The sequence below is a fragment of the Tenacibaculum mesophilum genome (assembly GCF_003867075.1).
In the GTDB taxonomy this organism is placed as follows: Bacteria; Bacteroidota; Bacteroidia; order Flavobacteriales; family Flavobacteriaceae; genus Polaribacter; species Polaribacter mesophilus.
Window position 1 is genome coordinate 2231319 of sequence record NZ_CP032544.1, and the last position, 20961, is coordinate 2252279.

Sequence of the window (20961 nt, forward strand, 5' to 3'; positions counted from 1 at the left end):
TTCGGTATATTTTTGGTTAAAAAAATAGTTATTTCTGTAATTCTTGTTTTATAATTTGTTGTAGTACTGTAGATACATCTTTTAAGTAACAGTCATCTTTCATTATATGTGTCATATATACCGCTCCTTCAATCATGTAAAAAAAGCGTTTAGCATATAACATACTATCTATTGAATTTTTAATCTCATTGGCTTCTTTTGCTTTTTCAATGAGTATAGAAAACTGTTCTAAAATTCTGTGATTGTACGATTGAACCAGTTGAGCAATTACCTTATTTTGATTATTAGCATCTACACCGATGTTTAAAATAGGGCAACCGCCAAATTGCTTATTATATTCATAATAACCTTCATAAAAAAGTGCCACATTAAGTAACATTTCTATAGGTGTCTCACCCTTATTAACAGTTTCATTAAGGTCTTTTAGTACTTTTCTTACTGAAAACTTAAACGATTCTATGGCTAACTCTTCTTTGTTTTCAAAATGTCCGTAAATGGCTCCTTTAGTCAAACCTGTAGCCTCTGTAATTTTAGATAAGCTCATAGCTGCATAGCCATTCTTATTAAAAATAGGAGCTACTGTTTCTATTATAAAAGCCTTTGTTCTTTCAGATTTAGACATTTTTTAAAAAAGTTTGAGATACAAATATACACAAAATATACCGAACGGTATATTTTATACTCTGTAACATAAAAAACCGAAGGTTTGATGCTTCGATTTTTTACATTTTTATTCTTGATTGTCTTATTTATTTAGAAAGCGCTTGTTCTAAATCTGCTAATAAATCCTCTATATCCTCTACTCCAACACTTAAACGAATTAAAGAATCAGTAATTCCTATTTTCAAACGTTCCTCTTCAGGAATGGATGCATGTGTCATGCTTACTGGATGACTTACCAAACTTTCAACACCGCCTAACGATTCTGCTAACGTAAATAGTTGAGTGTTTTCTAAAAAAGTTAAAGCAGCTTGTTTACTCTCATCTTTCAATCTGAAAGAAACCATGCCTCCAAAATCATCCATTTGCTTTTTGGCAACTTCATGATTAGGGTGACTTTTCAGCCCAGGATAAAATACTTCGCTTACTTTTGGGTGCTTTACTAAAAACTCAGCGACAGCTTTTCCATTTTCACTATGACGTTGCATACGTAAATGCAACGTTTTTATTCCTCGAAGCGCTAAAAACGAATCCATAGGTCCTGCAATAGCTCCTGCTGCAAACTGAATAAAATGTAATTGTTCTGCAAGTTTAACATCCTTTACCATTAAAGCTCCCATCACCAAATCAGAATGCCCTCCTAAATATTTTGTTGCCGAATGCATCACTATATCAACTCCCAAATCTAACGGACGCTGTAAATAAGGGGTTGCAAACGTGTTATCAACCGCAACTACAATAGATGTTTTTATATTTTTTACTGCTTTGGTAATTTCCTCAATATCCGCAATTTTCATTAGCGGATTGGTCGGTGTTTCTATCCAAATGAGTTTTGTTTTTTCAGAAATAGCATTGGTTACATTCGTAACCTCATTCATATCCACATACCGAAATTTCAATCCATATTTTTCAAACATGTTCGTAAACATTCGATATGTTCCTCCGTAAATATCATCTCCTGCAATTACCTCATCACCTGAATTTAACGTTCTCAACACACAATCTATCGCCGATAAACCAGAAGAAAAAGCAAATCCGTGTGTTCCGTTTTCAAGAGTAGCAAACGCACTTTCTAAAGCAGTACGCGTTGGATTAGCTGAACGTGAATACGCATATCCTTTGTTAACACCTGGACTCGACTGTGCGTAGGTTGATGTTTGAAATATAGGAGGCATTACTGCACCTGTAGCTTCTTCAGGTTTTTGACCTCCATGTATTGTTTTCGTATTGAATTTCATGCTTTGACATTTTTTTCACCTGAATGTATACCTGTCTCGTTAGGTTTACACCAATTTGGTCAAATTCATAATAATACCTAAATGCATACCTTCGTGTAAATTATTAAAAGCCATAGCGCTTTCAAAAGAATCTATCACAAAACCTGTACTGGTTTCGTATTCTTCATACGTTTTAAAAATTCCTGCTTCAAAATCTTCTTCTAAAGTATCTGGTAATCCAATTAACAGTTCTTTTACTTCTTCAAATTCTTCTTCAGTAAAATCTTTGGTAGGAAATGTTCCTTTTCTGTATCCTTCAATTAACTCATCAGGTGCTAAGCAATCCAATCCAGACATTTTATAATGCAATAGTTGCTGTGTAACCACTAAGTGTGCTACATTCCAAGCAATGTTGTTATTAAATCCTTCTGGAATTATATGTAATTGTTCATGCGATAAACCTTCTATTCTTTTTAAAACTAACGTTCTCGATTTTTTTAAAACTTCAAATTGTTTGTTCATTTTTCTAGTTATTTTAGCTATTTCAAAGATACCTATTTAGCCATGAAAACCTACAATGAGTGTTTGTTATTTAATGGTTAAAACTAAACTATAGCTAATACAATAAAAACGTAAACAGATGAAAAAAGTTTATTTTTTACAAACTTGTGATACTTGTCGAAGAATTTTAAAAGAAGTAAATATTGACGGATTTGAAAAGCAAGAAATAAAAACCAACCCAATTACAGTTGCTCAGCTGGAATCAATGCGCGAGTTAACAGACAGCTACGAAAGTTTATTTAATAAACGTGCTAAACTGTATCGAGAAATGGATTTAAAGAATCAAAATTTAACGGAAGCTGATTACAAACAGTATATTTTAGATGAATATACATTTTTAAAACGCCCAGTTTTTATTGTTGATGACCAAATTTTTATTGGAAATAGTAAAAAAGTAGTAGAGAACCTAAAAGAACTTGTGGGTTAAATAACAAAAAACTCCGACTGTAAAATGTCGGGGTTTTCTATAATGCTACTTTATATACTTCCCTTCGACTACGCTCAGGGAACATAGAAGTCTTCTAATTTGAAGCTATACTTTTATTTTTTGTAGATGCTTCTACCATAGCAGATAATTCATCCATGGTAAGGTTGGTTTTAATTCCTAATAATACCATTTCGTCACTTTTATCATGAACATTGACGATAATTTCTTTAATACGGTCTTTTCTTTCTCTAAAATACACCGTTACCCTTTCCTTACCGTCTTTTACTCTTACTAAAGTTTTCAATTTATTTCTTCGTGCAAACTTTTTAAAATCTTTTTGTACTGAAGCCATGTTGTTATTGAACACCATAATTTTATAGTTTTTAGATTTCTTTAAGAAAACTCCAAACTCATCAGTATCTTCATCAGAGATGAACATATTGGCAAAAAAACTAGGAATATTTAAAGATACCTCTGCTCTATCTTTATTAGATTGATAAAATGTTTTAAAGTTTTCTTTTTGCGCAAAAGAACTTAACACAAAAAAGCAGAAAAAGATGGTTGCAATTCGTTTCATAATAATAGTGTTTTAATTGAAGACGACTATTGTATGAATTTGTTACAAACAAAAAAGCCTTAACTTATTCAGTTAAGACTTTTTAGTTGGCCCACAAGGACTCGAACCTTGAATATCGGTACCAAAAACCGGTGTGTTACCATTACACCATGGGCCAATGTTTACAGTGCAAATATAAAAACAAAGTTTTATATTTAGAAATCATTAAACACTTTTTATAAAAAAATCCTCACGAAACTCGTAAGGATTTTGTTGGCCTACAAGGACTCGAACCTTGAATATCGGTACCAAAAACCGGTGTGTTACCATTACACCATAGGCCAATTGCTTATTGCGGGTGCAAATATAGAACAAAATTATATTTCAGCAAATTTTTTATGCTTTTTTTCGTTTACTTCTTTTTCAACCTCAAAAATTTCATTTAACAGAACTTTATATAAGTCGCTATTTTAGAGAAACTGTTAAAATTATATTTTTGTTTTCAACGAAAAAATCATTAGTAATTAATACATTCGTACTTTATATCTAGACAAAAAACTATGACTGAGTTTAACTATAAAAAGTGGAACATCATTTTAGGATGGGTTTCGTTTGCAGTAGCGTTAATCACTTATACCTTAACTCTTGAACCCACAGTGAGTTCATGGGATTGTGGAGAATATATCGCAACTGCTGTAAATTTAGAAGTTGGACACCCTCCTGGTGCTCCTTTATTTCAAATGTTAGGTGCTTTTTTCGCTATGTTTACTAGTGACCCTAGTCAGTTGGCAAAAATGGTCAACTTTATGTCTGGATTGGCAAGTGCTTTTACTATCCTTTTCATGTTTTGGACAATTACCAATTTAGCTAGAAGAATGGCTATAAAAAACGGAAAACTGGGCAATAATGAAGCTATTGCTGTATTAGGAAGCGGATTAGTAGGTGCTTTAGCGTATACTTTTTCAGATAGTTTTTGGTTTAGTGCTGTTGAAGGGGAAGTGTATGCTATGTCTTCTTTCTTAATGGCGCTACTATTTTGGTTAGGGTTACGATGGGAAAGTGAATTAAATACTCCTAGAGGAAATAAATGGTTGGTATTGATAAGTTTTGTAGTTGGATTATCTTTTGGAGTTCACATATTATCCTTATTAGTAATTCCATCAATTGTTTTGGTATATTTCTTCAAAACATATAAGGATATCAACATCAAAACAACTGCAATTGCTACACTAGTTGCAATATTAGTTTTAGCGTTTGTGTTTAAGTTTTTATTCCCTTTCACTTTAAAATTCTTTAGTGTTGCTGAGTTATTCTTTATCAACCAAGTAGGACTACCTTATAATTCAGGAACTATTATAGCTGGAATTGTTTTAATAGCTTTATTCTTTTACGGATTAAAATATACACGTAAAAAGAACTTAGTTACTGCAAATACTTTAGTGCTTTCAGTATTATTCATAATGATTGGTTTCTCGTCTTGGTTAATGTTACCAATACGTGCGAATGCTGATACCATTATTAACGAGAACAACCCATCAAGTGCGCGTGAACTACTAGCATACTACAATCGTGAACAATATGGTGATGCAAATGTTTTTTATGATAATTACTATTCTGTAGCTTATGATAGAGAACAAGATGCCGACAATCCTTATAAAGACGATAAACCTAAGTACGAAAAAATAGATGGCAAGTATGTTATTGTAAACAGGTACAAAAATGTACTTCCTAATTACTCAAGCAAACACAAAGGGTTTATTCCTCGTATGGTAAATCCTGCTTCTGAACAACAATACAAAAGTATTGCTGGAATTCCTGCTCGAAGTAAAAGACGTCCAACGTTTTTAGAAAACATAAAATTCATGGTTGATTTTCAATTTGGATATATGTACGGGCGTTATTTTATGTGGAACTTTGTAGGTCGTCAAAACGATATTCAAGGACATCTAGATATTGAAAATGGAAACTGGTTAAGCGGTATTGATTTTATTGATGAGGCTCGCTTAGGCTCACAACAAAACTTACCTGATGATATTAAAAACAATAAGGGACGTAACACTTACTTCTTTTTACCTTTTATTTTAGGGCTTATTGGTTTGTTATATCAACTCAATAGAGATAAGAAGAATTTTTATGTGTTAACACTGTTCTTTTTATTCACAGGATTAGCTATCATATTTTACACGAACCCAAAACCTTTTGAACCTCGTGAACGTGATTATGCGGTAGTTGGTTCCTTTTATGTATTTGCTATTTGGATTGGTTTTGGAGTACTTGCCCTTTATGATTACTTTAAAAAGTATGCTCCTAAAAAGGTAGTTGCAATTGCTGTTTCAGTGGTTTCATTACTAGCTGTCCCTGCTTTAATGGGCTTCCAAAATTGGGATGATCACGATAGAGCTGACCGTTATTTAGCACAGCTAAATGCACAAACCTATCTAGAAAGTTGTGACCCGAATGCGATTATCTTTACTATTGGAGACAATGACACTTTCCCTCTTTGGTACATGCAACAAGTAGAAGGTGTTCGCAGAGATATTAAAATAGTAAACACAAGTCTTTTTCAAACAGATTGGTACATCGATCAAATGAAAAAGAAAACCTATGATGCTGACCCTATTCCATCACAGTTAACACACGATCAGTACAAGTATGGAACCTTGGATATGGCATACTACTACCCACTTCCACAGTTAAAAGATTCTTTACTTAATATAAAAGATTTTATGCGTTGGATAGCTAGTGATAATGATGCCACTTATTTAGACGCAGGAGATGGCGCTAAGGAAAAATTTTATCCAACCAACAGAATTCGTATTCCTGTTAACAAAGAAAATGCTTTAAAAACTGGATTAGTAGCACAAAAAGATGCTGATAAAATGGTAGATTATATTGACATTACTGTTGATGATAGAGGTTTATCTAAAGCAAGACTTTTAATGCTAGACATTTTAAATAATTTCGACTGGAAGCGACCTATTTACTTTACTGGTGGTGCAAATGCTGATGAAGAATACATTTGGCTAAAAGATTACTTACAATTAGATGGAATGGCGTACAAATTAGTACCTATAAAAACATCTAATAAAGGGCGAACAATTTTTGACATGGGACGCATAGATCCTGAAAAAATGTATAACAATGTTAAAAAATGGGATTGGAAAACAATCAATAACGGAGAAATTTACCTAGATGAGCAAAGTAAGCGTAACGCAATTTCATTACGTAATAACTTAATTCGTTTATCTGAAGAATTCTTACAAAAAGGAGATTCTGTAAATGCAAAAGACGTGTTAGATTTATCGTTACACAAAATGCCTATTAAAGATTTTGATCACTACAATTTCTCTTTAGGCTATCCAGAATTGTATTATCGTATTGGTGATATTAATAAAGCTAGAGAAACTGCCGAAACCTTAGCTGATATTTTCCAACAGAAGTTAAAGTATTATAGCACATTTAATACTCAGGACATTGATTTAATCATCGATAATTTAGAAACAACTCTGTACATGTATCAAAACTTAGTTCAGCAAATTACTCGATATGACAAAGATGAAGATTATGGTAAAAAGTTTTTTGAAGATTATATAACACATGCTCGTCTATTTAGTCATTTAATGCCTGAAGAAGAGCCTGAGCTTCCGCAAGAACTCGATACTATTAAGCCTTAATTTAATGAGGTTATATTTTATAAAGACACCACGTATACTTAAACGTTTATTCGCTAAATATACGTGGTCTTTTTTTTCTACTCAAAAAGAAATATTTCTAACCTTTGATGATGGACCTATTCCAAAAGTAACAGAATTTGTACTTGACCAACTTCACCTATTCAATGCAAAAGCTACTTTTTTTTGTATTGGTGATAATATTCGAAAATACCCCGCTGTTTTTTCAAGAATTGTTAATGAAGGACATTCGGTAGGAAACCACACTTTTAATCATTTAAACGGCTGGAAAAACAGCAATACAACTTATATTAACAACATAAACAAATGCGAAAACTTATTATCGCATCAAAAAACAAAACTATTTCGCCCTCCTTACGGAAAAATAAAAAGAAAACAAGCCAAACAACTTCTTGCAAAACTATTTCGCCCTCCTTACGGAAAAATAAAAAGAAAACAAGCCAAACAACTTCTTGCTAATGGTTATAAAATTATTATGTGGGATGTATTGTCAGCAGATTTTGACCCGACTATTACTAAAGAAAAATGTTTACAAAATGTACTCAGAAATGTAGAAAATGGGAGTATTATCGTTTTTCACGATAGTATAAAAGCTAGCGACAAGTTATATTATGTGCTTCCAAAAGTTCTAGAAGAATTTTCGTTACAAGGTTATAAGTTTAAGGCAATTTCTTAAACAAACTGCTGAACTAAGCCTATTAACGTATTAGCGTCTTGCTCTCCAGTTTGGCGCCATTTCATCTCTCCATTTTTATAAATCATAAAAGTTGGATTTCCTTTAACACGTAAGGCATCTGCAAGAATTTCATTCTTGTTAATATCTATTTTAATCACCTTGGCTTTGTCTCCTAATGCAGCAGCTACATCACGAAGTGTATCTAAACTAGGTTCTAGTTCACTCCAATCTGCATAAAAATCGATTAACACAGGTTTGTTAATGCTTATAATTTCACCAAACTTTGTCATCTTTTGCATAAGTTTTATCAGTAAAGTGCCTAAAATTACTAATTTTTTGTTAGGTAATTATTATGATAATCTTAAAAATACTGAAAAATCAAGCTTTTTTTAGCTCAATTACGGTAATTTCAGGCCAAATCCCTACTCTACCAGGAAAGGCATGGTAACCAAACCCTCTATTCACATTGATGTACCTATTAAACTCTTTATATAACCCTGCCCATTGTTTATAAACATATTTTGATGGGCTCCATTTTATCCAACCAGGAATTTCAATCCCAAATTGTAAACCATGCGTATGTCCGCTTAAAGTTAAATGATAATTAAAATCGTCTTGTTTTATTTTATATTCCCAATGACTTGGGTCGTGGGACAGTAAAATTTTAAAATCATCTTTACTTACCCCTTCTGATGCTTTTTTAAGATCTCCTGCTTTATTAAAGCCCTTTCCCCAGTTCTCTACTCCAATCAATGCTATTTTTTGTCCGTCTTTTTCAATGTATTTATGCTCATTTAATAATAATTCAAATCCTATTTTTGGATGAATATCTTTTACTGCTTTGAAATTTGCTTTTTTATCTTCTGGAGTTTTCCAATCAGAATAATCACCATAATCATGATTACCTAATACTGAGTATTTTCCAACAGGTGCCTCTAACTTTGAAAAAACAGAAATCCAATCATCCATTTCGTGTGCAAAATTATTTACAATATCTCCCGTAAATAAAATCATGTCAGATTTTTGCTCGTTAATTAAATCTACTCCATATTTAATTTTTTCTTTATTATCAAAACTTCCTGAGTGAATATCAGTAATGTGAGATATAGTAAAACCATCAAAAGCTTCTGGTAAATCTTTAAAACTTAACTGGTATTTAAGCACTTTGTAATTGTATTTTCCTTTAAAAATACCATACAACATACTTGCAAACGGTAGTGCTGCCAGTCCTAAAGCTAGTTTTGATATGAAAGCTCTTCTACCAACCAAGTCTTTGGTTTCTTCTTTAAACAAAAATGAGATTCCTTTTTGAGACCATCTAACCACATCTTCTCCAAACATTAATAAAAAAATCACCACCTTAGGAACTAAAACAAGTAAAAGCATTCCCATTGCCCATTGAAACTCTCTTGTTTGCCCCGAACTCCTATCGTAACCAAAAATCACATAAAAAAAGTGTATGTAAGCTAATACCCCAATTAACAACCATCCATAACGAATAATTTTACTTCTTGTAAGTGTTTTTATTGCTTGAAAAGCATACGCTTCAAACACAATAATTATTGCGGATATTATAATAACTGTTACTAACCAACGAGACATCTATTTCATTTTTAAGGAGAAACAAAGATACTGCGATTCTTAAAATTGATTTTTAACATCTTGTTAAAGTTTTGTAGCTTTACCTCCAAAGTTCATAGAAACGATAGTTTTTCTACTTTTTCTGTAAACAAATCGATATCAACATTTTATTTCAATAGGCTTAAGACTTAACATGGCAAATCAAAAACGACTTTTTTTACTCGACGCGTACGCTTTAATTTTTAGAGGGTATTATGCCTTTATTAAAAACCCACGTATCAACTCTAAAGGGTTAGACACCTCAGCTATTATGGGGTTTACCAACTCTTTACTAGATGTAATAAAGCGTGAAAAGCCAGATTATTTAGCCGTTTGTTTCGACAAAGGAGGAAGTACTGACCGCGTTGAAGCTTTTGAAGATTATAAAGCAAACCGACAAGAAACACCTGAAGCCATTCGTTTAGCTGTGCCTTACATTGAAAAAATATTAGGAGCCATGAACATACCTGCCATTGTAAAAGAAGGGTACGAAGCCGATGATATTATTGGTACGCTGGCTAAAAAAGCTGAGAAAGAAGGACTACACACCTACATGGTAACGCCTGATAAAGATTTTGCCCAACTGGTTTCTGATAATATTTTTATGTACCGCCCACCTCGTATGGGAAATGGATATGAAAAGTGGGGTGTTGAAGAAGTGAAAACTAAGTTTGGTGTGGAAAACCCGTTGCAAGTAATTGACTTTTTGGGAATGATGGGGGATTCTGTTGATAATATCCCTGGATTACCTGGTGTTGGTGAAAAAACAGCCAAGAAGTTTCTTGCTGCTTATGGTAGTATGGAAGGTTTGTTTGAAAACATCCATGAGTTAAAAGGAAAAATGAGAGAAAAGGTAGAAGCTAATCAAGAATTAGGCTTGCTTTCTAAAAAACTAGCAACCATTATGCTAGATGTTCCTGTTGAGTTAGAATTGGATAAATTGGTTTTTGAGCAACCCAATGTTGAAGCTACCAAAGAAATTTTTACTGAATTAGAATTTCGTCGTTTAACGGAAAACTTCTTAAAAACATTTGCTCCTTCTGAAGAAACTACTGCTGTAGTAGAAAAACCTAAAACAACAAAGACTAGTGCCGCAGGTCAATTTGATTTATTTGCAGCTCCTGGTGGTGGAAGTGCTACTAAAGACACAAATATTAATGGCTTTAAAACCATTGAAAACACGAATCATTTCTATCAATTAATAGATACACCTCTTTCAAGAAAATTATTGTTAGAGAAATTAATGCAACAAAATTCTGTGTGTTTTGATACTGAAACAACTGGATTAAAGGCCTTAGAAGTTGAGCTAATTGGAATTGCTTTTTCATGGGAAGCTGGTAAAGGCTATTATGTTTCATTTCCGGAAGATCAAGAAGAAACAAAAGTTATCTTAGAAGAATTTCGTCCATTTTTTGAAGCTGTAAACATTGAAAAGATAGGCCACAATTTAAAATACGATATCAAAGTATTGTCAAATTACAACATGCCTGTAAAAGGGAATTTGTTTGACACCATGATTGCGCATTACCTTATCAATCCTGATATGCGTCATAATATGGATGTACTTGCTGAAACCTACTTAAATTATCAACCAGTTTCTATTACAGAATTGATTGGTAAAAAAGGTAAAAATCAACTTTCAATGCGACAAGTTGAGTTACCAAAACAAACCGAATATGCAGTTGAAGATGCAGACATCACCTATCAATTAAAAGAGCACTTTTCTAAGGAGTTGGAAAGTGGCAATGTTACCAAGTTATTCAACGAAGTAGAAACACCATTAGTTTCTGTATTAACAGCTATGGAAATTGAAGGTATTAATTTAGATACTGACTTCTTAAAAACACTTTCGAAAGCCTTATCTAAAGACATCTCACAACTTGAGCAAAACATATACGAACAAGCCGGTGAAGAATTTAACATTGCATCTCCAAAGCAATTAGGTCCTATCTTATTTGACAAGTTAAAACTAGTTGATAAACCTAAAAAAACTAAAACAGGGCAGTATTCTACAGCAGAAGATGTACTTTCTTATTTAGCGAAAGATCATCAAATAGTTGCTGATATTTTAGAATATCGTCAGTATAAAAAACTACAAAGCACTTATGTTGATGCACTTCCTAATGAAATTAACCCTAAAACTGGGAGAGTACACACAGTATACGCTCAGGCTGTAGCAGCTACAGGACGCTTAAGTTCTAACAATCCGAACTTACAGAACATTCCTATCCGTACAAAACGTGGGCAAGAAGTACGAAAAGCTTTTATTCCGAGAAATGAAGACTATGTATTGCTAGCGGCTGATTACAGTCAAATTGAATTACGAATTATCGCTGCTTTAAGTGAGGAAGAAACCATGATTAAAGCCTTTCAACACGGTGAAGACATTCACGCTTCTACTGCTGCAAAAGTATTTAATGTTCCTATTGAGGAAGTAACCCGCGAGCAACGTAGCAATGCTAAAACTGTAAACTTCGGAATTATTTATGGAGTTTCTGCCTTCGGATTGAGCAATCAAACCGATTTATCTCGTAAAGAGGCAAAAGAGTTGATTGACACCTATTATGCAACCTATCCGAAACTACGAAATTATATTTCTAAGCAGGTAGATTTTGCTCGTGAACACGGATATGTTGAAACCGTTTTACATCGTCGTCGTTATTTAAAAGACATCAATTCTCGTAATGCTATTGTTCGTGGTGCTGCAGAAAGAAATGCTGTGAACGCTCCTATTCAAGGTTCAGCTGCCGACATCATTAAACTTGCCATGATTAATATTTACAAGCGATTTGAACAAGAAAACTTCAAGTCGAAAATGTTACTACAAGTACATGATGAATTGGTTTTTGATGCTCATAAAGATGAATTAGATATTATTAAACCGATTATTAAACAGGAAATGGAAAACGCTTTTAAAATGAGCGTTCCGTTAGATGTTGAAATAGATACAGGAGCAAACTGGTTAGAGGCGCATTAAAGTTTTGTAATTGCCTTTTCTAAAATCTCTTTTACTTGAAGTTTTAAACTTTCAGGTTCAATTATTTTGGCATAATCTGAAAACACAATGTACCACCTTGAAAAACCGTGTTCAACATAGCAAGTCATAAATGTCATTTCCACTTGGTTTCCTTTTACTTTTTCAGAGATAAAACCATGTTGCATTTTACTATTGTTAATATATCGCACCACACTTTTATCAACAGAAATAACAACTTTTGTTTTGGGTGTGTTTTCATACTGGCTTCGGTATTCATCTAACGTAATATGTTCTCTAGTAAAATTATGTTCAGTTGATTTTATCGCTAACATTCTATCGGTTCTAAATTGCCTGTAGTCGCTTCTTAAATGACAAAAAGCCAATACATACCAAAATCCTGATTCGTGATAAATACCCACAGGTTCCACAAAACGTTTAGAAGGTGTTTCTCTATTTACCGCCTGATATTTTAAAAATACCTGCCTTTTTTCAGCAATACTTTCAAACAAGGTTTCAAGTGCATTTGGTAAACTATCGTTGAACAATTTATTTGTAGGGTCCACTAATATTTGTGATTCTAAGGCAGAAATCCAATCTTTTTCACGACCACGCAACACTGATTTTAACTTCATCATAGCAGACTCATAATAATTCCCTAATGATTTATCTACAAACTTCTGCATTAGTTTTTCGGCAGCCACAAAACTTCCTACTTCTTCTCTAGTAAACATAACAGGAGGCAAACGGTACCCTTCCATAATAGAATAACCAACACCAGCCTCACTTATTATGGGCACACCTGATGCTTCAAGGGTTCGTATATCACGATAAATAGTACGTAGGCTCACCTCAAATCTATCAGCCAATTCTTGTGCTTTTACTATACGTTTAGATTGTAACTGAATAAGTATTGCCACAATTCTATCAAAACGTTTTACCGTGTCTAAACTCATAATGCTATAACATATTTCCCAAAGATAGGATTTCAGGCTGAAGTATTTTTTAAATTTTAGCTTCAACATAATAACTATACTTTATACAAAGTAACATACAGTAAGTGACAACCGCTTGTCAATAGTCTTTTTAAGATTTATTTTTTTCTACTGACATAAAGCTGTCACCACCCCATATTAATTTTGATTTCAAATAATAAAAATTACAATTATGGAATCAACAACAAGCACATTATTAGAACAAGTAATTACACCTTCTGAGTTATTAGCACATTGGCAAGGGCATCGAGGTTTAACCCGAAGAACTATTGAAGCTTTTCCTGAGGAAGCCTTTTTTAATTACTCTATAGGAGGTATGCGTACTTTTGCTGATATGGTTATGGAACTTTTAGGTATAGCTGGACCTGGTATTAAAGAAATTGCTACTGGAGAAATTCAAGAATTAATTGAAAGGGTTGACCACGGTAACAAAAAAGCAAAAATTATTGAACTCTGGGACAAGGCTACTGACGAAATAAATACTTATTGGGCACAGATAAAACCAGAGCAGTTTCAACAAAACATTAAAATATTTGGTCAATATGAAGGTACGGTTTGGTCATCAATATTCTATTTTATTGACAACGAAATCCATCATCGCGGACAAGCCTATGTGTATTTGCGCGCTTTAGGTATTGAACCTCCATATTTTTATGAACGTTAATCAAACTAAAATGAAAACAGTTTTGGTATTTAAGACATCCATTACAAAAAACAATGAAATTAAAATTGTTCAACCTACTTTAAATCGTTTGATTACCAAAAATGACCGCTGGAATTTTGACTTAGAAGATTGCGATAATATTCTTCGGGTAGAGACTCAAATGATTAAAGCTGATGCCATTTTAAAAGCAATACAACATTATGGTTTTTATTGTGAAGAATTGTTGTAAAAACAGTAATATTTTCTAGAAACAGTAAAATATAATGTAAATAAGAAACCGAATAAAGAAACTAATTGCTTCTCTATTCGGTTTCTTTACTCTTTCAAGATGATATTATCTATTTTATTACAAATGTTTCGTTTTGTATCCAATTAGCCCTTAGTTTAAATACAGTTTCTAAATAGATAATTTGCTCTGGCTCTTTTCTTAATAAGAAATTTCCAGTATCCCACATACGATTGTTATTTTCATCAACTATAGCTCTAACACTATATTCCTTGGGTTCTAGTAAGATAAATTCTATCTTTTTAGAAGAAGTAAGATACCTTTTTTCTACAACCTTATCTTGACTTAATAATTCAATAATAACAGGATATTCTGTTTCGTTTTTAACATCCAAAACAATACTTCCATAATCTTCCACAGTACGCGTTGTGAATTTATAATCTAACGTATCGTTTGTAGTTTCAAAAACATCAGTTATTCCTTTAGGTAAGCCTTTAAAAATGTATCCATATTTAGGTTTCTTTTCAAACAATACAGCTAGTTTATTAATCGACTGCTTTTGCAATTCAAAAGGTACATCAACAGTATCTTTATCTATCAATGAAAACTTCGATTTATCAAAAGAAACAATTGGGTTATTTGTTTTAATAAACATAGTATCTTTCAGGTTAAGAACTCCACTTACACTAGATGACACAGATAAAGAGTCAATTTTCTTTTTTCTTAAAAACACTGTAACAGTATCTTTAAAATTCTGATTATTTACTATAAAATTCAATGAATCTCTCTCTACAGGTGTATACCAATAATTGAGTGTATCTTTATCTTCCTCAAACTGAGTAAACGACTTGTAATCTTGCGGAACTTCCGATAACAGTTCAATACTCATATCTTCCTGCTTCCCTTCAAAACCAAACTGAATTTTTCCTTTTGTTACTTCTTTTCCTCTTTTAAACTCATATGGCTGAATTTCTTTAAAAAAACGAATAGGTTTGTTTAGCAAAGTATCTTTTGGTAACGTAATTGTATCTACTACAAAACCAATTTTATCTGTTCTACTATTAAAAATATAATCACTTGAAGGCTCTTTTAATGCTAGCATTAAATATTTTCCTTCACGTAAATTACTAAACTCAAAATTTGTAGAATCTAGCGTGCTTGTTACATAATTTGGCTTTTTCTTAAAAACAATAGAATCGTTGTAGGTACTATCAATCTTATATAACAAAACACTAACTTCTTTCACCTCTTTTTTATCAAAAGCATCAGCTACTGCACCTTTAATTTTTAAAGAATCAATATAGTCTCCTGTTGAAAACACATACTTAAAGCTCTCTAACTTGTTGTTTTCGTTGTTATCTTGAACTGCATTTCCAAAGTTAAAAGTATAGGTGGTATTTTTCTGTAACGTATCTAATATTTTAATATTAATATACTTACTTGGTGTTCCTTGTGGTGTAATTAACGGTGGATTTTTCATTGGCGGAGAAACTACCAACTGTTTTTGTAGGTCTTTTAAAACAATATACTCATCAAAATAAATACGAATGTTATCATCTTTAAAATGAATAGTTTCATAAGGAGGATTTGCAGTAACCATTATTGGTGCGGTTTCATCCTTTGGACCTCCTTCTGGTCGTCCTTTACGTGCACAACTACTTATTAAAAAAGCGAAAAGAGTTACTAAAATAAAGTGTTTATTTTTCACAAATTATTGGTTTAAAATCCATTTTCAAAAGTAGTAAATTAAGATGGAATGGTATTAGTCTTTTTGTGTATACGCCATTGTAGCAACACTTATCTTTATGTTTTGCGTTTTTAAAAGTTCGTTTGCACAAGCTTCTAATGTTGCTCCTGTTGTAATAACATCATCAATAAGTAAAATATGTTTATTTTCAAAAAGTGTTGTATCTACAAGTTTAAACTTTGTTTTGTTATTAGAAAACCGTTCAAATCGTTGTTTTAATGTTTGCGTTTTAGTTTTGGAAGTTCTTATAAGAATATCTGGCTTATACTCTACATTCAAAATATCACTTAATCGTTTTCCAAACATGGTTACTTGATTATATCCTCTACTTTTAAGCTTTTTTAAATGTAATGGTACTGGAATAATATAGTCTATATCTATAAAAGTATTTAATGTTTTTAATCGTTCTCCAAACCAGTCAGCAATAAATATTCCAATTTCTGGCTGATTTTTATACTTTAATTGATGGATCAATTTTTGGGTAACTCCTTTCTTCCTGTAAAAAAGAAAAGAATGTACTGCTTGTATTGATACTTTCCCATAAAAATTTGACATTAATGTAACATTTATATGCTTATTATCGTCTATAATTGGCAAGTCGTTTTTACAAATAACACAGAGAAGTGTTTCATTTTGTAATAACGTTTTTTCACAATTTACACATAATTTGGGGTAGAATAAGTAGAATATCTCTTTTAAAAATTGCATCTTTACAAGCCTTTTTTAACATAGGAAGATACAAAAAACAACAATAAATTATATTTTGAGTAAAAAGTTTAATTTTTTTAAAGAAGCTGTAAAAAATTACAAAACATCAGGCACAGTTGTTCCAAGCTCTAGATACCTAGCTAACAAGATGCTAAAAGAAATTGATTTTAAGTCTGCTGAAGTTATTGTAGAGTTAGGACCTGGAAACGGAGCCATAACACAATATTTACTAAAAAAACTTCAACCCAACACCATATTAATATGTTTTGAAATAAATGATGCTTTCTATAGAGAATTAAAAAAAATACAACATCCACAATTAGTTGTTTTAAAGGCTTCTGCAGAAAACATAAAACTTGAAATACAAAAGCTTGGTTTTTCAAAAGCCAACTACATTGTTTCTAGCTTGCCCCTTACCATAATCCCAAAAGAAATATCGCACGCTATCTTAACAAAAAGCTATAACTTTTTAGCTCCATCTGGACTATTTATTCAATATCAGTATAGCTTAACTTACTACAAAAAACTAAAAGAAGTTTTTGGAGACAACATAAATTTGAGCTTTGAACCATTAAACTTTCCACCTGCTTTTATTTATAAATGTGTTAAAAAATAAATAGTATATTAGCACAGAGCGTCCCCTTTTTTTATACCCTTTAAAATGATGATAGTCTCAAAAATAAAAAATAATAGTTTTGTTGCCTTCTTAATTTTACTAATACTTGTTATTGGTTTTTTGTCTTATCAAAATGCTAGAGACTATTCTGAACTCAAGGCAATTTTTGAACTTGAAAAAAAAGAACTAGAGGGCGAATTAACAAACATTATTGAGGATTATGAAGAAGCTAGCTATAAAAAAAATGAATATTCATTAAAGCTAAAAGGTGGGCTTAACAAAGTAATTCAACTAAGAGATTCTATTAAAAACCTAAAACAAGTAGACTATAAATTTATTGGGTATTTTAGGAAGAGAACAAAAGTACTTATTGAAGAAAACAAAAAGCTTTTTACTGAAGTAAGTCACTTAAACACTATAAATAACAAACTAATTATAAAGAACGATAGTGTTAAAGAAGCATTATTAATAAAAGAAAAACAAAACACTAAACTTACCAACATAAATCGCTTTTTAAGTAATGAAAAGTTAGCTTTAAAGAAAAAAATAGCCACTGCTGAACTTATTGAAGTTTCTTCTATAAAAGCAGAGGCAATGAGAAAAAAAAGAAACGGAAAGTTTACATCTACTTCAAAATCGACAAAAGTAAGTGCTTTTAAAATAGAGTTTGAGTTAATGCAAAATAAAGTAACACCACCTGGTTTAAAAGAAGTTTACATTCAGATAACAGATATGAATAAAAATGTGATTGCCCCATATAAAGAAGTAAATTTACAAAACAATAAAAAAATATGGTGTAGTGATATTTTAATAGCTGAATACAATAACGAACAACTATCTATGATTTCTTTTATCAATATAAAAAATAAAATTAATGCAGGAATATACCATATAAATACATTTGTGAACGGTATTTATACTGGTAATAAATCTCTAGCATTAAAGTAAAACACCCCTTAATAAATAACTTAATATAATCAATTTCCCCTTAACTTATGAATCAACAAAAAACCAAAAATGTTTTAATTTTAGTATTAATTATCTTATTACTTTTCCTATTTTTTTATTCTCATCAAAAATCAAATGAAAATGAAAACCTTCAAAATATTTTTTTAGAAGAAAAAGCTGAGTTACAACAAGATCTAGACGAAATGATTAAAGATTACACAGATGTTGTTGTTGGTAAAAAACGTTTAGCTGACAGGTTAGAAGTAGAGCTAATTAAAATGAAGAACTTAAGAGACTCAATAAAGCTCTTAAAATCTGATAACTTTGGACTTATAAGAAAGTACAGAAGTAGAATTGCTAGCTTAGAACGTGAGAATAAGAAACTTTTCATTCAGATAGATTCTTTAAACAGTGCGAATGATGCTTTAACACAAGAAAATGTTATTGCTAATGAAATTTTACAACAAAAAGATAGTGTAAATGAAACTCTAACAGAAAAAAACAAAGAATTAGAGGCAAAAGTAGCTATTGGTGGAATTATTAAAACTAGTCCAGTAAAAGCTATTGCAATGAAAGAACGAAGTAGTGGAAAGCTAACATCTACAAGTAGATCTAGCAGAACTGATGCTTTTAGAATTAATTTCGATTTGTTAGAAAACCCAATTACTAGTGCTGGTGAAAAACGCGTATACATTCAAATTATTGATGAAAACAAAAATGTAATCGCTCCTAAAGGTAAAACTGACTTAAAAAACGGACAAAAAGTTCAATACACAGACTCTTTAGAAGTTAACTACAACAATAACCGTTTAAGTCTTGTATCTTTAATATTAGTAAACAGAGACGATATTAAAAAAGGAAAGTATATAATTAGTGCTTTTGTTGATGGTGTTTACTCTGGAAATACAACAATAAAGCTAAGATAAAACCATAACTATTAATTATTAATAAAAAAGTGAAGAGCTTAATTTATTCTTCACTTTTTTCTTTTTCCATACCCTTAGTTTAAATCCTTATTTTATTTTTGCAATATGGCAAAACAAGAAGATCAATTTAAAAAAGTATTATCACACGCAAAAGAATACGGTTATGTATTTCAATCATCTGAAATTTACGATGGTTTAAGCGCAGTGTATGATTATGCTCAAAACGGAGTAGAATTAAAGAAGAATATTCGTGATTATTGGTGGAAAGCAATGGTACAAATGCATGAAAACATTGTAGGTATTGACGCTTCAATACTAATGCACCCAACTACTTGGAAAGCCTCAGGCCACGTTGATGCTTTCAACGACCCTTTAATTGATAACAAAGACTCTAAAAAACGCTATAGAGCTGATGTTTTAGTTGAAGATTTTAGAGAAAAAATCAACGAAAAAATTCAAAAAGATATAACCAAAGCAAAAAAACGTTTTGGTGAAGCTTTTAATGAAGATGAATTTAGAAGTACAAACCCTAATGTTTTAAGACGTCAAAAACAAATTGACGAGATAACAGTTGAATTAACTAGAGTTCAAGAAGAAAACGATTTAGAAGGGTTTAGAAATTTAATTATAGACTTAGGCATTACATGTCCTGTTTCTGGTTCTAAAAACTGGACAGAAGTTAAGCAATTTAATTTAATGTTTGGAACGCAATTAGGAGCGTCAGCAGATAGTTCAACGCAAGTATATTTACGTCCTGAAACTGCACAAGGTATTTTTGTAAACTTCTTAAATGTACAAAAAACTGGACGTATGAAAATTCCTTTCGGAATTGCACAAACTGGTAAAGCTTTTCGTAATGAAATCGTTGCGCGCCAATTTATTTTTAGACAACGAGAGTTTGAGCAAATGGAAATGCAATTTTTTGTAAAGCCAGGAACTCAAAAAGAATGGTATGAAAAGTGGAAAGAAACTCGTTTAAAGTGGCATATGTCTTTAGGAATGGGAGAAGAAAATTATCGTTTTCACGATCATGACAAATTAGCACATTATGCTGATGCCGCTGCTGATATTGAATTTAAATTTCCTTTTGGGTTCAAAGAATTAGAAGGAATCCATTCTCGTACTGATTTTGACTTAAGTCAACATGAGAAATTCTCTGGAAAAAAACTACAGTACTTTGACCACGAGGACAACACTAGTTATGTACCATACGTAATTGAAACTTCTATTGGTTTAGACAGAATGTTCTTAGCTGTTTTCTCTAACTCTTTACAAGAAGAGGAGCTAGAAAATGGTTCAACAAGAACTGTTTTAAAGTTGCCTGCAGTTTTGGCACCAACCAAAGCAGCTATTTTACCATTAGTTAAAAAAGATGGTTTACCAGAAATCGCTCGTAAAATTGTTAACGATTTAAAATGGGACTTCAATGTTGTTTATGATGAAAAAGATGCTGTTGGAAGAAGGTATCGTCGTCAAGATGCTGTTGGTACACCTTTCTGTATTACGGTAGATCATGATACTATAGAAGACAACACTGTTACCATTCGTCATAGAGATACTATGGAGCAAAAACGAGTTAAAATAGAAGATTTAAGCAATATTATTAAACAAGAGGTAGATGTACGCTCTTGGTTACAAAAAACGGAAGCATAAATCTAAAAAACGTCAAAATAAAGCAAGAATCCTAAACGTAACTGTTTAGGATTTTTACTTTTGCAATAGTAAATAACTTCTCTTGAAATAAATAC

19 protein-coding genes and 2 tRNA genes are annotated in these 20961 nt (G+C 31.8%); 10 read left to right on the plus strand and 11 right to left on the minus strand.

Annotated features, from left to right (window positions below):
* Positions 1–28: 28 nt before the first annotated feature.
* The 3 genes from D6200_RS10080 to D6200_RS10090 form a co-directional block, all read right to left on the minus strand.
* Positions 29–622, minus strand: coding sequence for a TetR/AcrR family transcriptional regulator (locus D6200_RS10080; RefSeq protein WP_073182450.1), 594 nt, complete (start codon positions 620–622; stop codon positions 29–31).
* 127 nt (positions 623–749) lie between these two features.
* Positions 750–1898 carry a cystathionine gamma-synthase gene (locus D6200_RS10085; RefSeq protein ID WP_073182449.1) on the minus strand — a complete coding sequence of 383 codons (1149 nt, stop codon included), beginning with the start codon at positions 1896–1898 and terminating at the stop codon, positions 750–752.
* Between the two features lie 45 nt (positions 1899–1943).
* Positions 1944–2399: a DinB family protein gene (locus tag D6200_RS10090; protein WP_073182448.1), complete on the minus strand. Its 456-nt coding sequence runs from the start codon at positions 2397–2399 to the stop codon at positions 1944–1946.
* Between the two features lie 118 nt (positions 2400–2517).
* Here D6200_RS10090 and D6200_RS10095 point away from each other — a divergent pair, with 118 nt between their 5' ends.
* Positions 2518–2865 (plus strand): arsenate reductase family protein, encoded by a 348-nt coding sequence (locus tag D6200_RS10095; protein ID WP_073182447.1) that lies wholly within the window; start codon positions 2518–2520, stop codon positions 2863–2865.
* Positions 2866–2959: 94 nt separating this feature from the next.
* On the opposite strand, the gene D6200_RS10100 is transcribed toward D6200_RS10095, so the two are convergent.
* From D6200_RS10100 to D6200_RS10110, 3 genes are all read right to left on the minus strand, one after another.
* Entirely contained in the window at positions 2960–3442 is a 483-nt protein-coding gene (locus D6200_RS10100; protein WP_073182446.1) for a DUF4252 domain-containing protein, read from the minus strand.
* Positions 3443–3528: 86 nt separating this feature from the next.
* Positions 3529–3599 (minus strand) — tRNA-Gln (locus D6200_RS10105).
* Between the two features lie 95 nt (positions 3600–3694).
* Positions 3695–3765 (minus strand) — tRNA-Gln (locus tag D6200_RS10110).
* Between the two features lie 216 nt (positions 3766–3981).
* Between D6200_RS10110 and D6200_RS10115 the strand changes: the two genes are divergently transcribed.
* Together D6200_RS10115 and D6200_RS10120 are read left to right on the plus strand one after the other, a co-directional pair.
* A complete protein-coding gene (locus tag D6200_RS10115) occupies positions 3982–7095 on the plus strand; it encodes a DUF2723 domain-containing protein (protein WP_073182445.1) in 3114 nt (1037 codons plus the stop codon).
* 4 nt (positions 7096–7099) lie between these two features.
* Positions 7100–7789 (plus strand): polysaccharide deacetylase family protein, encoded by a 690-nt coding sequence (locus D6200_RS10120; protein ID WP_073182444.1) that lies wholly within the window; start codon positions 7100–7102, stop codon positions 7787–7789.
* On the opposite strand, the gene D6200_RS10125 is transcribed toward D6200_RS10120, so the two are convergent.
* Entirely contained in the window at positions 7786–8079 is a 294-nt protein-coding gene (locus tag D6200_RS10125) for a thioredoxin family protein (RefSeq protein WP_047788184.1), read from the minus strand. The two genes, D6200_RS10120 and D6200_RS10125, sit on opposite strands and share 4 nt — an antisense overlap.
* A gap of 88 nt (positions 8080–8167) precedes the next feature.
* On the minus strand, positions 8168–9391 hold the full coding sequence (locus D6200_RS10130; protein WP_073182443.1) for a metallophosphoesterase: 1224 nt from the start codon (positions 9389–9391) through the stop codon (positions 8168–8170).
* 172 nt (positions 9392–9563) lie between these two features.
* Here D6200_RS10130 and polA point away from each other — a divergent pair, with 172 nt between their 5' ends.
* A complete protein-coding gene (gene polA, locus D6200_RS10135) occupies positions 9564–12386 on the plus strand; it encodes a DNA polymerase I (RefSeq protein WP_073182442.1) in 2823 nt (940 codons plus the stop codon).
* Here the strand turns inward: polA and D6200_RS10140 are convergent.
* Positions 12383–13339 (minus strand): helix-turn-helix transcriptional regulator, encoded by a 957-nt coding sequence (locus tag D6200_RS10140; protein ID WP_073182441.1) that lies wholly within the window; start codon positions 13337–13339, stop codon positions 12383–12385. The genes polA and D6200_RS10140 overlap by 4 nt on opposite strands.
* Positions 13340–13550: 211 nt before the next feature.
* Between D6200_RS10140 and D6200_RS10145 the strand changes: the two genes are divergently transcribed.
* Entirely contained in the window at positions 13551–14042 is a 492-nt protein-coding gene (locus D6200_RS10145; protein ID WP_073182440.1) for a DinB family protein, read from the plus strand.
* Positions 14043–14052: 10 nt separating this feature from the next.
* Positions 14053–14271 (plus strand): hypothetical protein, encoded by a 219-nt coding sequence (locus D6200_RS10150; RefSeq protein WP_073182745.1) that lies wholly within the window; start codon positions 14053–14055, stop codon positions 14269–14271.
* 109 nt (positions 14272–14380) lie between these two features.
* Here the strand turns inward: D6200_RS10150 and D6200_RS10155 are convergent, their stop codons facing one another.
* Positions 14381–15976, minus strand: coding sequence for an Ig-like domain-containing protein (locus D6200_RS10155; protein WP_047788178.1), 1596 nt, complete (start codon positions 15974–15976; stop codon positions 14381–14383).
* Between the two features lie 54 nt (positions 15977–16030).
* The gene (locus D6200_RS10160; RefSeq protein WP_240627174.1) at positions 16031–16570 is read right to left on the minus strand and encodes a ComF family protein; all 540 of its coding nucleotides are present in this window, start codon (positions 16568–16570) and stop codon (positions 16031–16033) included.
* Positions 16571–16778: 208 nt separating this feature from the next.
* Here D6200_RS10160 and D6200_RS10165 point away from each other — a divergent pair, with 208 nt between their 5' ends.
* From D6200_RS10165 to D6200_RS10180, 4 genes are all read left to right on the plus strand, one after another.
* Positions 16779–17339 carry a class I SAM-dependent methyltransferase gene (locus tag D6200_RS10165; protein WP_047788176.1) on the plus strand — a complete coding sequence of 187 codons (561 nt, stop codon included), beginning with the start codon at positions 16779–16781 and terminating at the stop codon, positions 17337–17339.
* 45 nt (positions 17340–17384) lie between these two features.
* Positions 17385–18287, plus strand: a complete 903-nt coding sequence (locus D6200_RS10170; protein WP_073182438.1) for a hypothetical protein — start codon at positions 17385–17387, stop codon at positions 18285–18287.
* A gap of 47 nt (positions 18288–18334) precedes the next feature.
* A complete protein-coding gene (locus D6200_RS10175; RefSeq protein WP_073182437.1) occupies positions 18335–19213 on the plus strand; it encodes a hypothetical protein in 879 nt (292 codons plus the stop codon).
* A 105-nt stretch (positions 19214–19318) separates the two neighbouring features.
* Entirely contained in the window at positions 19319–20866 is a 1548-nt protein-coding gene (locus D6200_RS10180; RefSeq protein WP_047788173.1) for a glycine--tRNA ligase, read from the plus strand.
* Positions 20867–20961: the final 95 nt, after the last annotated feature.

Coding starts and splice junctions, on each gene's coding strand:
- D6200_RS10090 (WP_073182448.1), bottom strand. CDS start 2,399: ATGAACAAACAATTTGAAGTTTTAAAAAAATCGAGAACGTTAGTTTTA.
- D6200_RS10160 (WP_240627174.1), bottom strand. CDS start 16,570: ATGTCAAATTTTTATGGGAAAGTATCAATACAAGCAGTACATTCTTTT.
- D6200_RS10170 (WP_073182438.1), top strand. CDS start 17,385: ATGATGATAGTCTCAAAAATAAAAAATAATAGTTTTGTTGCCTTCTTA.
- D6200_RS10120 (WP_073182444.1), top strand. CDS start 7,100: ATGAGGTTATATTTTATAAAGACACCACGTATACTTAAACGTTTATTC.
- D6200_RS10080 (WP_073182450.1), bottom strand. CDS start 622: ATGTCTAAATCTGAAAGAACAAAGGCTTTTATAATAGAAACAGTAGCT.
- D6200_RS10140 (WP_073182441.1), bottom strand. CDS start 13,339: ATGAGTTTAGACACGGTAAAACGTTTTGATAGAATTGTGGCAATACTT.
- D6200_RS10180 (WP_047788173.1), top strand. CDS start 19,319: ATGGCAAAACAAGAAGATCAATTTAAAAAAGTATTATCACACGCAAAA.
- polA (WP_073182442.1), top strand. CDS start 9,564: ATGGCAAATCAAAAACGACTTTTTTTACTCGACGCGTACGCTTTAATT.
- D6200_RS10100 (WP_073182446.1), bottom strand. CDS start 3,442: ATGAAACGAATTGCAACCATCTTTTTCTGCTTTTTTGTGTTAAGTTCT.
- D6200_RS10175 (WP_073182437.1), top strand. CDS start 18,335: ATGAATCAACAAAAAACCAAAAATGTTTTAATTTTAGTATTAATTATC.
- D6200_RS10095 (WP_073182447.1), top strand. CDS start 2,518: ATGAAAAAAGTTTATTTTTTACAAACTTGTGATACTTGTCGAAGAATT.
- D6200_RS10125 (WP_047788184.1), bottom strand. CDS start 8,079: ATGACAAAGTTTGGTGAAATTATAAGCATTAACAAACCTGTGTTAATC.
- D6200_RS10130 (WP_073182443.1), bottom strand. CDS start 9,391: ATGTCTCGTTGGTTAGTAACAGTTATTATAATATCCGCAATAATTATT.
- D6200_RS10115 (WP_073182445.1), top strand. CDS start 3,982: ATGACTGAGTTTAACTATAAAAAGTGGAACATCATTTTAGGATGGGTT.
- D6200_RS10145 (WP_073182440.1), top strand. CDS start 13,551: ATGGAATCAACAACAAGCACATTATTAGAACAAGTAATTACACCTTCT.
- D6200_RS10150 (WP_073182745.1), top strand. CDS start 14,053: ATGAAAACAGTTTTGGTATTTAAGACATCCATTACAAAAAACAATGAA.
- D6200_RS10085 (WP_073182449.1), bottom strand. CDS start 1,898: ATGAAATTCAATACGAAAACAATACATGGAGGTCAAAAACCTGAAGAA.